Below are 13,220 nucleotides of genomic sequence, written 5' to 3'. Positions count from 1 at the left end.
CATCCGTGGCGGATCCGCTCGACGTTTGCCGCCAGGGATACATGGTGATCAACAGTCCAGGTATCAGAGGTCGCGCTGGGACTCGGGGGCGATGACCGTGAATTCTGTATTGGTGGGGCCCATTTCGGCTAGGCGGCCGAAGTAGATGCCTTGGGCTTCGGGCTGGATGATGCCGAAGTGGATGGGGAAGGCGGTGCGAGGGGAGACGGCGCGCAGGTAGTCGATGGCCTCGCTGATTCGCATCCACGGGGCGGATGCGGGGATGGCGAGGACGCCGACCGGCACCGGTGGCACCCAGAGCGAGTCGCCGGGGTGCACGAGTTGGGCCGGGTCGTCCGGGGTGCCGAGTTGGAAGACCGTGTTATCGATCACCGGGATCTCCGGGTGGATCACGGCGTGTCGGCCGCCGCCTCCGGTGATCCGGAGATCGCCGAGGGTGATCACATTGCCCGCGTGCACTGCCTCCCATGGTTCGCCGCGCTGCTGTGCGGTCTGTGGATCGCTGAACAGGCGTGCGTTCGGGTTGTTGTCGAGCAGCGCCTCGATCCGGCTCGGATCGATATGGTCGGGATGCTGGTGGGTGACGGCGATGGCGTCCAGGCCGGTAATGCCCTCGAAGCCGTGCGAGAAGGTGCCCGGATCGAACAGCACCTTCTTGCCGTGCAATTCGACGAGGATGCAGGAGTGGCCGAAGTGGGCTATGCGCATGGGGCCATGCTATTTGACTCGACCCCGACCGTAGCTCGGACAAGCTGGACAACTACGCTGCTCAGGTAACCCCAACACCACCTGAGGAGCAACGCGTGGCACGAGTCGTGGTCGAGGTGATGCCGAAGGCCGAGATCCTGGATCCGCAGGGTCAGGCCATCGCCGGCGCGCTCCCGCGCCTGGGATTCGCCGGAGTGTCGGATGTACGGCAGGGCAAGCGATTCGAACTCGATGTCGACGACAGTGTCAGCGACGCGGAGCTCGAACAGATCGCCGAGGCGCTGCTCGCCAACACCGTGATCGAGGACTGGAAGGTCGTGCGGGTTTCGGCATGAGCGAGCGAATCACAAGCACGACGGCGCGGATCGGGGTCATTACTTTTCCCGGCACGCTCGACGATGTCGATGCCGCACGGGCAGTGAAGTTGGCGGGTGCCGAGGCGGTCAGCCTGTGGCATGCCGATGCCGATCTGAAGCAGGTCGACGCGGTGATCGTGCCCGGCGGCTTCTCCTATGGTGACTACCTGCGCGCCGGTGCCATCGCCCGGTTCGCCCCGGTGATGGGTGAGGTCGTCAAGGCCGCGGGTCGGGGCCTGCCGATCCTGGGCATCTGCAACGGTTTCCAGGTTTTGTGCGAGGCCGGTCTGCTGCCCGGCGCGCTGACCCGCAACGAGGGTCTGCACTTCGTCTGCCGTGACGAATGGCTGCGCGTCGAAACCGCGAATACCGCATGGACCTCGCGTTTCGAGCCCGGTGCCCAGATTCTCATCCCGGTCAAGAACGCCGAGGGCCGCTACCAGGCCTCCGATCGTGTGCTCGACGAACTCGAGGGCGAGGGTCGGGTGGTCTTCCGCTACGCCGGTGACAATCCGAACGGCTCCCAACGCGATATCGCGGGTGTCTCTTCGGCCGATGGCCGGATCGTCGGCCTGATGCCGCATCCCGAACACGCCACCGAGCCGCTGACCGGCCCGAGCGATGACGGCCTCGGCCTGTTCCTCTCGGTACTCGACACCTTGGTTTCGGCCTAGCCACCACGCCGTCGGCAAGCGCACGGCTAGGTGATCTGGGCGATGACGTCGAAATCGACGCCATTGGCCAGCGCGATGTAGCCGGGCTGCTGGGCTTGGTTTCCGAGGAAGCCCCGTGTGCCTCCGGGGGTTTCGAGTAGTACGCCCTGATCGAGTGCCGCGTGTACGTCGGGTACGTGTAGTGATCCGGCCGTCTCGCCGATCGCGCGCAGGGTGTGGATCGCCTCGTAGCTCATATTGCTGAAGCTGGTCAGTGCGGGTGCGAAGGTGCCGTGTAGTCGGCGGTAGCGGGCCAGCCGGTCACGGCCGTCGTCGGTGTGCGGGTCGACGAAGAAGCTCGATGCCACGTAGAAGTTGTGGTTGGCCTCGGCACCGGCGGTCAGCAGTACGTTCTCGTCGGCGGCCGGGCTGACGCGCGGCAGCGTGTCGGCGCGGCCGGTGGCGGCGAACTGCCGGTTGAAGCGGGAGACATCCGCGCCGACCATCAGGATCATGACGGCGTCGGCCTGGTCCAATGCGGGATGGTCGAGGAATTCCGTGAAGTCCGGTGCGCCGAGCGGTACGAATCGCTCCAGCACGATGGCGCTCGGATCGGCCAGGCTACGGCGCACCGCCTTGGCCGATTCGCGCGGCCAGATGTAGTCGTTGCCGATGATCGCCCAGCGGCGCACACCGTGTTCGCGCTGCAGCCAGTGCACCGCGGGCAAGGTCTGGTCCGCCGGATGCTCCCCGAGCATCAGCACCCCGGGTAGCTCATTGGTGAGACCCTCGTGTCCGGTGGCGAAAAGATAGGGCACCCGACTGGCATTGGCCCGCGCGACGGCCAGTCGCACCGCCGAGGTGTGCCAGCCGGTGATCGCGTGCACCATTCCGGTGGCGAGCAGCGCGGAAACCTCATCGGCGACCTCGCGCGGATTCCGGCCGCCATCGATATTCGTAGTACGAATTTCGCGGCCCAGAAAACCCGTCCCAGCATTGATTTCGTTGACCGCGAGGGAAATCGCCGCATCGCATGACGCCGCAACGATACCGCCCGGTCCCTGCATCGGGACTATGTTCAGTATCTCGATCGTGCCGTCTGGGCCCTCGCCGAACGCTGACATTCGGTACTCTTCTTCTCGTTCGAGCGAAATTCATGGCAGGCAGGAAATAATGACGACCATTGTAAGCGGATATTCCACGCTGCATGGTGCGCTGCGTGCCGCACAACGGCGTTGGCTGGATCACCTCGACGCCGCCCTGTGCGCCAGGCAACTGACGGCCGATCAATGGTCGATGCTGTCGAATCTGTCCACCGGGTTCGGGGTCACCATGAGTGAGCTCGCGGCCAGGTCGCAGCTACCGCCGTCCTCGGCGACCAGGCATGCCGACGCACTCGCCGAACGCGGCCTCATCTTCCGGATTGCCGCGGAGGACGACCGCCGCCGCATCCTGATCGGGCTGAGCCGGCTCGGTTCGGATCTGGTCGACGCGGTGCGCGCCGAGGAGGAGCACGCGGAGCAGGAGTTGCGTTCGCGTATCGGTGTGCGGCGTTATGCCGAGCTGATGCGTTTGCTCGAGCTCGTTTCCGCAGAGTAGTTCAAATTGGTAAGACTTTCATCGGATGAATTAGTCCGATGAATGTCCGGTTGCGCTGATCGCGCGGAATTTACCATTACTCGGGTTATGTTCCGAGGCCTCATTGTGCTGCCCGAATATTTGACCATCGGCGTACGACGAGACCGAGTTGTACTGCACCGCGACGGTGATTTTCGGCGATGAGAACGCGTATTCGCCGAGGCCTGCCGCCGCAACACGGTCGGTGGCGTGTTCTCGGTGGTGCAGCGGCACTTCGACGGCGCCTGCTTCGGTCCCTGCGGGCTGTTGAACCGCAGCGGCGGCCGAGCGCTGGGTGCGCGGGTCAGGCGGACTGCCCGGTCTGCATAGGATCGCAGGCATGCCCGTTTCCACTACCGCTGCCACGGCCGCCGGGTTGTGCGCCTTCATCGACGCTTCACCGTCGCCGTTCCACGTGTGCCGGACGGTCGCGCGGGAGCTGGACTCCCACGGCTTCACCCCGCTCGCGGAATCGCAGCCGTGGCCCTCGGATGGGCCGAGTCGCCATTACGTTGTGCGCGGCGGTTCGCTGGTCGCGTGGGCGACGGCCGATTCCGCCGGTGTGACGCCGTTTCGGGTGGTCGGTGCGCACACCGACAGTCCGAACCTGCGGGTGAAGCAGTATCCGGATCTGGCCGCGGTGGGCTGGCAGCTGGTCGGTTTGGAGCCCTATGGCGGAGCCTGGCTGAATTCGTGGCTGGACCGGGAACTCGGCATCTCCGGGCGGCTCAGCGTGCGCGACGGAAATGCGGTGCGAGACCAGCTGGTTCGCATCGATGAACCGATTCTGCGGGTGCCGCAGTTGGCCATCCACCTATCGGAGGATCGCCGCGGTGTCACGCTGGATCCGCAGCGGCATGTCAATGCGATCTGGGGTCTGGGTGCGCAGCCGCGCTCATTCCTCGAATTCGTCGCCGAATATGCCGAGGTCGATCCGCGGTCTGTGCTCGGCTGGGAGCTGATGACCCATGATCTGGCACCGAGCCGGTTGGTCGGCCGGGACCGCGATCTGGTGAGCGCGCCGCGCCTGGACAATCAGGGCACCTGCTATGCCGGATTGAATGCCTTCCTCGCGGCGATCGAGGAGCCCGGTGCGAACATTCCGGTGCTGGCGATGTTCGATCACGAGGAGGTCGGCAGTCAGTCCGATCGCGGCGCGCAGTCGGATCTGCTGCCGACGGTGCTCGAGCGCATCGTGCTCGCACGTGGCGGCGGCCGCGCCGAATACTTGGCCGCGCTGGCCGGATCCGTCTGCGCCTCCGGCGATATGGCACACGCGACGCACCCCAACTACCCGGACCGCCATGAGCCCGCCCATCGCATCGAGGTCAACGGCGGCCCGGTACTCAAGGTCAACCAGAACCTGCGCTACGCAACCGACGCGGCGGGTGCGGGTGCCTTCGCCCTGGCCTGCGCCCAAGCCGAGGTCCCCCTGCAGCGCTACGTGCACCGCGCCGATCTCCCCTGCGGCTCCACCATCGGCCCGATGACCGCGGCCCGCACCGGCATGCCCACCGTCGATGTAGGCGCAGCCCAGCTGGCTATGCACTCGGCCCGTGAAATCATGGGCGCAGAAGATGTTTCGGCCTACGCCGCCGCACTAGCCGCCTTCCTGACCCCCGCACCGTAGCTTCGCCGACGCGTGGCGCTACGCAGTTGCGGATTTTTCCCGAGTTGCCGGGTGGTAGGTGATGACGGCGACAACGAATACCGCCAGCGTGACGAGAACGTAACTGCTGCCGATGAGCTGTTGCCACCAGGCCCAGCCGAGTTCCAGGTCCTTCGAGTGCGGCAGGAGCCATTGGGGGCCGATCATGAACAGGACGGTGCAGGCGGCGACGGAGCCGATGAACCAGCGGTTGCGGGTGCCGCGGGCGATGGCGTCGGCGGCGACCAGGATGGCGGGGGCGATCCAAACCCAGTGGTGCGACCAGGAAACCGGGGACACCAGCAGTACCGCGGCAGCGTTCACCATCAGTGCGGCGACCTGCTGCCCCGCTGCGAGCAGCCGGTGCATCCACACCGCGGCCAGGGCAATCGCGATGAGCGACAGTGTGATCCAGATCATGGTGGCCAGCGAGTCGGAGACGCCGATGCGAAAGGCCATGCCCTTGATCGACTGATTGCCCGCGAAGTACGGCGGGCCGATGCGGCCGGTATCGGCAAGGGTGTGGAACCAGTATTCGGCCGAATCACTCGGGAACAGCAGGAATCCGAGTCCGACCGCGACGATCGCGGAGACGATCAGCGTGCCCGCCGCCTTCCAATCCCGGCGTAGCAGGAAGTACAGCAGATATCCGGCCGGAATCAATTTCACCGAAACCGCGATGCCGATCAGCATGCCGCGCGGCCAGACGGGTTTGCGGACAAGGCAATCCATGGTGACCGCGGCCATCAGCACCAGATTGATCTGACCGAAGCCGAAGGTCTGCCGGATCGGTTCGGACATCTGTGCCACTGCGACCACACCGATGACCAGCGCGAGCATGGTCCGCCGCTCGAGGCTCGGGCGCAGTCGCGCGAGCACCAACCACAGTGTGATGCCAAGACTGAGCACCGAGGTGGCGGTCACCAGCACCTCGGCCAGCGGCAGCGGCATCAGCGCGAGCGGTGCGAAGAACAGGGCGGCCAGCGGGGGATAGGTGAAGGGCAGCCCGATCCCCTCGACCGGGGGCATCGGTCCGTACAACTCGCCGTCGTCGAGCCAGACGCGCGCACCGTTGCGATAGACCTGGAGATCGATGTATCCGTTCCACCAGTGCACCACCAGCGAGACGATGGCCGATACGGCGAACATCGCGACGGCGATCAACAGCCAGCGCACCTGCGGGTTCGACAATGAGAATCGCGGCGAGACAGCCGAGTCGAGTTCGAGCCGAGTGTTCTGCGTGGTGACGGGCTGCTCGGCCGGATCCGCAACCCCCGATCGATCGTTCACGGCCAAAGCGTAGCGGTTGCGAGCTCGCGCGATGTGTGCCGACCCGAGGCATCCGCGGCCGAAAAACCGGCGATCCGGACGACCGGTCGATGCGACCGGCCGCCCATCGAGGGCCAGGGCTAAACTTCATGGCGAATCCCCAGCTTCGCGCTCCGGCCCGAAAGGACCCTGGTACTCCGTGACTCCGCAGGTCGACACCGTCAGCGCAGCCGCAGCAACTCCCGACGCCCCGCAGCCCTACAAGGAGCTCGGTCTCAAGGACGACGAGTACGCGCGGATCAAGGAAATCCTCGGCCGTCGGCCGACCGACGCCGAATTGGCGATGTATTCGGTGATGTGGAGCGAGCACTGCTCCTACAAGTCCTCGAAGGTGCATCTGCGCTACTTCGGCGAGACCACCACCGACGAAATGAAGTCAGCGATGCTCGCGGGCATAGGTGAGAACGCGGGCGTCGTCGATATCGGCGAGGGCTGGGCGGTCACCTTCAAGGTGGAAAGCCACAACCACCCGTCCTACGTGGAGCCGTATCAGGGTGCGGCCACCGGCGTCGGCGGCATTGTGCGCGACATCATGGCCATGGGCGCACGGCCCATCGCGGTGATGGATCAACTGCGCTTCGGTGCGGCGGAGGCACCCGATACCCGGCGCGTGGTCGACGGTGTGGTGCGCGGTGTCGGCGGCTACGGCAACTCGCTCGGCCTGCCGAATGTCGGCGGCGAGACCGTTTTCGATGCCTCCTACCAGGGCAACCCGTTGGTTAACGCGCTGTGCGCCGGTGTCATGCGGGTCGAGGATCTGCATCTGGCCTTCGCCTCCGGCGCAGGCAACAAGATCATTCTGTTCGGCGCGCGCACCGGTCTCGACGGCATCGGCGGCGTTTCGGTGTTGGCCTCGGACACCTTCTCCGGTGATGAATCCGGTACCGGCCGCAAGAAGCTGCCGAGCGTCCAGGTCGGCGACCCGTTCGCCGAGAAGGTGCTCATCGAATGCTGTCTCGAGCTGTACGCGGCCAAGCTGGTGGTCGGCATCCAGGACCTCGGTGGCGCCGGATTGTCCTGCGCCACTTCCGAACTCGCGGCCGCGGGCGACGGCGGCATGCATATCGACCTGACCAAGGTGCCGCTGCGCGCCAAGGGCATGACCCCGGCCGAGGTGCTCTCCAGCGAATCGCAGGAGCGCATGTGCGCGGTGGTCACGCCGGAGAACGTGGACGCGTTCATGGCCGTCTGCCACAAGTGGGATGTGCTGGCCACGGTCATCGGTGAGGTCACCGAGGGCGACCGGCTGGTGATCAGCTGGCACGGCGAGACCGTTGTCGATGTGCCGCCGCGCACCGTCGCGCATCAGGGCCCGGTGTACGAGCGCCCGGTGCAGCGACCGGATTTCCAGGACGCGCTCATCGCCGACACCCCGGACACGCTGCCCCGCCCGAAGACTCCGGACGAATTGCGCGCCACCGTACTGCAGATGGTCGCCAGCCCGCAGCTGTGCAGCCGCCGGTGGATCACCGAGCAGTACGACCGTTACGTCCGCGGCAATACCGTGCTCGCCGAACATGCCGACGCGGGTGTGATTCGGATCGATGAAGAGACCGGCCGCGGCATCGCCCTGGCCACCGACGCATCGGGCCGATACACCAAGCTCGACCCCTACACCGGCGCGCAGCTCGCGTTGGCCGAGGCCTACCGCAATGTGGCCACCACCGGCGCGACGCCGAAGGCGGTCACCAACTGCCTCAACTTCGGCTCGCCGGAGGATCCGGGCGTCATGTGGCAGTTCCAGCAGGCGGTGCGTGGTCTCGCGGACGGCTGTGTGGCCCTGGGCATTCCGGTCACCGGCGGCAACGTCAGCTTCTACAACCAGACCGGTCAGGACGCCATCCTGCCCACCCCGGTGGTCGGTGTGCTCGGCGTCATCGACGATGTGCACCGACGCATCCCGACCGGTCTCGGCCTGGAGCCGGGCGAGACACTGATCCTGCTCGGCGAGACCGCCGACGAATTCGGCGGCTCGATCTGGTCGCAGGTCGCGCACGACCATCTCGGCGGTGTGCCGCCCAAGGTCGACTTCGCCCGCGAGCAGCTGCTCGCCGAGGTGCTGACCTCGGGTTCACGCGACGGCATGATCAGTGCGGCGCACGACCTTTCCGAGGGCGGTCTGATCCAGACCGTGGTCGAGGCCGCGCTGGCCGGCGAAACCGGTTGCCGCATCCTGCTGCCCGAGGGTTCGGATCCGTTCGTGCAGTTGTTCGCCGAATCGGCGGGCCGGGTGCTCGTCGCGGTGCCGCGCTCAGAGGAGACCCGCTTCACCAAGATGTGCACCGCGCGCGAATTGCCGTGGGTGCGTATCGGTGTGGTCGATCAGGGTTCGGATTCCGTTGAGGTGCAGGGCCAGTTCTCGATCACCCTGGACGATCTGCGCGAGGCGCACGAGGGCACGCTGCCGAAGCTGTTCGGGGCCAGTGCCGTTTGAGCGCGCCGGAGGCTGATGAAGTCTCGGCAGTCCTACGCGGAGGTGGATTAGCGGCGTTCGCGGTCCCCTTCGTGGTCACGCTCCGCTACCGCCTCCGGGGCCTGAGCTCACGCCGCGGAGGTGGATTAGCGGCGTTCGCGGTCCCCTCCGTGGTCACGCTCGGCTACCGCCTCCGGGGCCTGAGCTCACGCTGCGGGGGCGTCGGCAAAATCGTCGGCGCCGTCGAGCGTTTCTTCCACCCGAATTACGTCGGCCTCATCGTCGCCACGGTGTTCTTCGGCTGGTCGCTGACCCCCTCACTGCTGCCACGGGATTGGCTGTTCGAGGGACTGGTCAGCGGGATCAATGCGGCCATCGGCTACGGCGTCGGCTGTCTGTTCGAATGGGTGTACCGCAAGTGGTTGCGGAAACCGATACGCCGCAAGGTCGCACAATTGCCAACCGCGGTCACGCGGGTGTGGGCGAAACGACCCGCGTGGCTTTCCGGCGCGGTCAAGACCGCGATTGTGTTCGCCTGTCTCGCTGTCGCCGTATTCCTAATGGTCGAATCGTCCTGCTGGCAGCGGGAAATCACCGCGCTCATGGGCATGGAACCCACGACTACCTCTGGATTCATGCGCACCGGCGCACTGAGCGCACTGGTCGGTGCGATCGTCATCGCGGTATTCCGGATACTGCGGCGGCTCGTCCGTTCGGTCGCGTTCGAGCTGATCAGGCGCGCCCACTTTCCGCGCCAATTGGCCGTCCCGACCGGCGTGCTCGTGGTGGTGGTCGCGGCGATGCTGCTGTTCAACGGCGTGCTCACCAAAGTCTTTTTCGACGTGGCGAACTCGGCGTTCAGCGCGCGCAACGGCAACACCTCGCCGAATGCCGTACAGCCGCAGCTGCCGGAGCGCTCCGGCAGTCCGAATTCATTGGCAGCCTGGGATACTCTGGGGTCCGAGGGCCGCTGGTTCGTCTCGTTCGTGCCGCGCGCGGCCGATATCAGCCAGGTCACCGGAAGCCCCGCGCGCGAACCGATTCGGGTCTACGCCGGATTAGAATCGGCCGACGGACCCGAGGCACAGGCCGAATTGGTCGCGGCGGAGTTGGAGCGCACCAAGGCTTTCGAGCGCAAGGTGCTGGTGGTCGTCACGACGACGGGCACCGGCTGGGTCGACTCGTCCAGCGCCGAATCCATCGAGCTGATGTACAACGGCGACACCGCGATCGCCGCGACCCAGTATTCCTATCTGCCGAGTGTGCTGTCGTTCCTGTCCGATAAGGACAAGGCCACCCAGATGGGAAAGCTGGTCTTCGACAAGGTTTATGAGCACTGGTCGGCCCGGCCGGAGCAGGAGCGGCCCAAGCTGCTCGTCTACGGCGAGAGCCTGGGATCCCAAGGCGCCGAAGGTGCTTTCACCGGCCTGGCCGATATCCGGTCGAAGACCGACGGCGTGCTGTGGGTCGGACCGCCGAATTCCAACCGGCTATGGAGTGAATTCACCGCCCGCCGTGATCCCGGCACGCCGGAAATCTTGCCGACCTACGCCGACGGACTGGTGGTGCGCTTCTCCGACAGCCGCGCCGACCTGTGGAAGCCTGGGGACAACTGGCTGTCGCCGCGCATTGCCTATCTGCAGCACGCCTCCGATCCGGTGGTCTGGTGGTCGGCGGATCTGCTGTTCAGCGAACCGGATTGGCTGCGCGAATCGCGCGGCCCCGATGTTTCCTCGCGCATGGCGTGGTATCCGATTGTCACGTTCTGGCAGGTCGCCGCGGATCTGCCCAGGGCGCAGAGCGTCAGCGACGGACACGGACACAACTACGGCAACCTGGTATTGGATGCGTGGGCCGCGATCGCGCAGCCGCCGGATTGGTCGGCTGATCTGGCGGATCGGATCCGGGATTATCTGGCGGTCTCCGCCGCCCGTGAGCACCAGCTGAAATAGCGCACACATACTGAGCGGGCTCGAACCCCTCGTTCGCCGGACCCGTCCAGGTGCGCACCATCAGGTGACGGATTTGAACGGATCGTGCTCCGCGATCAGTTTTTCCATCCGCGCCTCGTCCAAGCGGCGGCTGATGCTCGCCGATTCCTGTTGGTCGCGAACCACCTTTGCCAGCGTGAACGCGCTCGACACCAGGAACAGCACGGACATGCCGAGAAAGCCCCGCTGTGCGATATCCAGTGGCAGGTAGAAGATGCCGACGCCGGTCCCGAAGAAGCTGACGCCGAATGCGATCGCGGCTTGCGCGAGGAAGGCCGAAGAGGTTTTCGGCCGGGCGTTGGGATTGCTCATGCCTGCCCCTCGCTGACGCTCGACTCCGGCATACGCAAAGCGCGCTGGCACATTATTCGTTCGCTTCGCTCACTCATAGGTACCGAGTCTGCTGATTCAGGGCGCTGCGCAACCGCGTACAACTACTCGAGCGCGTTGGGTAGTTGCCGGAGGTCGCGGTAAGTGACACTGCCGCTGGATGATTCGCGAATCGAGTCGGTTGTGGCGGGCCGAGTGGCGGTGTGATCTGCGTCGGCAATACCGCGCGCCGCTGCGGGCGACACACCCGTTGACCCGAGCGCACCCGCATACTGTTCGGGTGATGATCGCTACGGACCTGTCGACGCCCGTGCCCGATCCGAACCGCCACGATCCGGGCATCGCGCCGTCGCGCTGACCGATGCTCGAAACCACGACCACCCTGACGAAGCTGCGTGCGCGCGGCGTCGTGGTCGTGCGGCGTGCCGAGGACATCATCGACCTGAACTATGTCGGTCTGGTCTTCGCGACGATCTTCTTCGCACTTTCGGTGACGCCGTCGCTGGTGCCGCGCGACTGGCTGTTCCAGGGCCTGATCAGCGGCATCAATGCCGCGCTCGGCTACGGCCTCGGCTGCCTCTTGGAGTGGCTGTTCCGGCTCTGGGGACGGCCGCGGCTGGCCAAGCTACTGCGCGACCGGATTTCGCCGCCGCCGACCTGGGTGCGCTATGCGGTGAAGTCCGCGATCCTGCTCAGCGCCGCTGTCACCGCGGCCTTCATGCTGGTGCAGTCGGCCCGCTGGCAGCGCGAGATCACCGCGCTGATGGGTATGGAGGGCACCACCACCCCCGCATATCTGCGCACGGGATTGCTCAGTATCGCGGTGGGGACCGGGGTGGTCGCGGTGTATCGAACGCTGCGCGAGATCATCCGTTTCCTGGCCCGCCAGCTCAACCGCTGGGTGCGGGTGCCGCGCGAGCTGGCGCCATCGGCCGGATTCCTGGTTCTGGTGGTGCTGACCGTCACGCTGTTCAACGGCGTCGCCTCACGTGCCTTCTTCGCGGTAGCCAACTCGGCGTTCAGCGTGCAGAACGATCACACCTCGCCGAATGCGGTTCAGCCGCTGCAGCCGGAGCGCTCGGGCAGTCCGGCCTCGCTGGCGAAATGGGATTCGCTCGGATTCGAGGGCCGCTGGTTCGTCTCGCACGGTCCCTCTGCGGCCCGGATCACCTCGATCACCGGGAAGCCCGCGCGCGAGCCGATACGCGCCTATGTGGGTCTGGAGTCTGCGCAGAGCGGTGAGGCGCGGGCTGAGCTCGCGGTCTCCGAACTGGAGCGCACCGGCGCCTTCGACCGAAAGGTGCTGGTGGTGATAACCACGACCGGGACCGGATGGGTGAATTCCATGGCGGCCGGCGCAATCGAGTACATGTACGGCGGCGATTCCGCCATGGTGGCCTCGCAGTATTCGTATCTGCCCAGTGTGCTGTCCTTCCTCGCGGACCGCGGCAAGGCATCGGATGCGGGTAAGCAGCTGTTCGACGCGGTCTACCAGCATTGGTCGGCGCGCCCCGAGGGGGCGCGGCCGAAGCTGCTCGTGTACGGCGAGAGTCTGGGGTCGCAGGGCTCGGAGGCGGCCTTCGACGGACTCGCCGATCTGCGCTCCAAGGTCGACGGTGCGCTGTGGGTCGGGCCGCCGAATTCGAATCGACTGTGGGAGCAGTTCGTTTCGCGGCGCGATCCCGGATCGCGCGAGGTCGAACCGGTGTACGCCGATGGTCTGGTGGTCCGATTCGCCTCCGACAGTGCCGATCTCGTGCGTCCGACGACCGAATGGCGTGCGCCACGCATCGCCTATCTGCAGCACGCCTCCGACCCGATCGTCTGGTGGTCCTCGGACCTGATCTTCTCCCAACCGGATTGGTTGTCCGAACCACGCGGCTCCGATGTGTCATCGCAGATGCGCTGGTGGCCGTTCGTCACGTTCTGGCAGGTCTCGTGTGACCTGTCCAATGCACAGGGCGTCACCGACGGGCACGGGCACCGGTACGGCAGTCTGGTATTGGACGGCTGGATCGCCGTCGCGGCGCCGCCGGATTGGACCGTGGAACAGTCCGACAAGATCCGGGCCCAGATCGAGGCCGCCGAGGACTACGAGCGCGAGATCAAATGACGTTTATCGGGCGCGTTGCGAAAACTGCTGTCGCCGTTGGCATTCCATTGGCATGGAGCAAT

Annotated in this window: 11 protein-coding genes; 7 read left to right on the top strand and 4 right to left on the bottom strand. The window is 65.9% G+C overall.

Annotated elements, in window-relative coordinates; translation table 11 throughout:
* Positions 1 to 63: 63 nt before the first annotated feature.
* Positions 64 to 708: an MBL fold metallo-hydrolase gene (locus ACIBJI_RS36825; RefSeq protein WP_364358490.1), complete on the bottom strand. Its 645-nt coding sequence runs from the start codon at positions 706 to 708 to the stop codon at positions 64 to 66.
* 95 nt (positions 709 to 803) lie between these two features.
* Here ACIBJI_RS36825 and purS point away from each other — a divergent pair, with 95 nt between their 5' ends.
* Both purS and purQ read left to right on the top strand, forming a co-directional pair.
* Positions 804 to 1,043: a phosphoribosylformylglycinamidine synthase subunit PurS gene (purS, locus tag ACIBJI_RS36820; protein WP_040686358.1), complete on the top strand. Its 240-nt coding sequence runs from the start codon at positions 804 to 806 to the stop codon at positions 1,041 to 1,043.
* A complete protein-coding gene (gene purQ / locus ACIBJI_RS36815) occupies positions 1,040 to 1,738 on the top strand; it encodes a phosphoribosylformylglycinamidine synthase subunit PurQ (protein WP_364358486.1) in 699 nt (232 codons plus the stop codon). The genes purS and purQ overlap by 4 nt, the downstream gene beginning before the upstream one ends.
* Before the next feature lie 26 nt (positions 1,739 to 1,764).
* On the opposite strand, the gene ACIBJI_RS36810 is transcribed toward purQ, so the two are convergent.
* Positions 1,765 to 2,841: a substrate-binding domain-containing protein gene (locus ACIBJI_RS36810; protein WP_364358483.1), complete on the bottom strand. Its 1,077-nt coding sequence runs from the start codon at positions 2,839 to 2,841 to the stop codon at positions 1,765 to 1,767.
* Between the two features lie 49 nt (positions 2,842 to 2,890).
* Between ACIBJI_RS36810 and ACIBJI_RS36805 the strand changes: the two genes are divergently transcribed.
* Positions 2,891 to 3,316: a MarR family transcriptional regulator gene (locus ACIBJI_RS36805; protein WP_364358480.1), complete on the top strand. Its 426-nt coding sequence runs from the start codon at positions 2,891 to 2,893 to the stop codon at positions 3,314 to 3,316.
* A 358-nt stretch (positions 3,317 to 3,674) separates the two neighbouring features.
* Positions 3,675 to 4,964 carry a M18 family aminopeptidase gene (locus ACIBJI_RS36800; protein ID WP_396959587.1) on the top strand — a complete coding sequence of 430 codons (1,290 nt, stop codon included), beginning with the start codon at positions 3,675 to 3,677 and terminating at the stop codon, positions 4,962 to 4,964.
* A gap of 18 nt (positions 4,965 to 4,982) precedes the next feature.
* On the opposite strand, the gene ACIBJI_RS36795 is transcribed toward ACIBJI_RS36800, so the two are convergent.
* Positions 4,983 to 6,272 carry a glycosyltransferase 87 family protein gene (locus ACIBJI_RS36795; RefSeq protein WP_364358471.1) on the bottom strand — a complete coding sequence of 430 codons (1,290 nt, stop codon included), beginning with the start codon at positions 6,270 to 6,272 and terminating at the stop codon, positions 4,983 to 4,985.
* A 178-nt stretch (positions 6,273 to 6,450) separates the two neighbouring features.
* Between ACIBJI_RS36795 and purL the strand changes: the two genes are divergently transcribed.
* Both purL and ACIBJI_RS36785 read left to right on the top strand, forming a co-directional pair.
* Positions 6,451 to 8,745, top strand: coding sequence for a phosphoribosylformylglycinamidine synthase subunit PurL (gene purL, locus ACIBJI_RS36790; RefSeq protein WP_364358468.1), 2,295 nt, complete (start codon positions 6,451 to 6,453; stop codon positions 8,743 to 8,745).
* A 149-nt stretch (positions 8,746 to 8,894) separates the two neighbouring features.
* On the top strand, positions 8,895 to 10,676 hold the full coding sequence (locus tag ACIBJI_RS36785) for an alpha/beta hydrolase (RefSeq protein ID WP_397087855.1): 1,782 nt from the start codon (positions 8,895 to 8,897) through the stop codon (positions 10,674 to 10,676).
* 60 nt (positions 10,677 to 10,736) lie between these two features.
* Here the strand turns inward: ACIBJI_RS36785 and ACIBJI_RS36780 are convergent, their stop codons facing one another.
* On the bottom strand, positions 10,737 to 11,027 hold the full coding sequence (locus tag ACIBJI_RS36780; RefSeq protein WP_364358462.1) for a YiaA/YiaB family inner membrane protein: 291 nt from the start codon (positions 11,025 to 11,027) through the stop codon (positions 10,737 to 10,739).
* A gap of 379 nt (positions 11,028 to 11,406) precedes the next feature.
* On the opposite strand from ACIBJI_RS36780, the gene ACIBJI_RS36775 reads away from it, so the two are divergent.
* Positions 11,407 to 13,158 (top strand): alpha/beta hydrolase, encoded by a 1,752-nt coding sequence (locus ACIBJI_RS36775; RefSeq protein ID WP_364358459.1) that lies wholly within the window; start codon positions 11,407 to 11,409, stop codon positions 13,156 to 13,158.
* The last annotated feature ends 62 nt before the right edge of the window (positions 13,159 to 13,220 follow it).

It is taken from the genome of Nocardia sp. NPDC050408 (assembly GCF_044458905.1).
Taxonomy (GTDB): Bacteria; Actinomycetota; Actinomycetes; order Mycobacteriales; family Mycobacteriaceae; genus Nocardia.
This window is presented reverse-complemented; position numbering and strand designations above follow the sequence as displayed.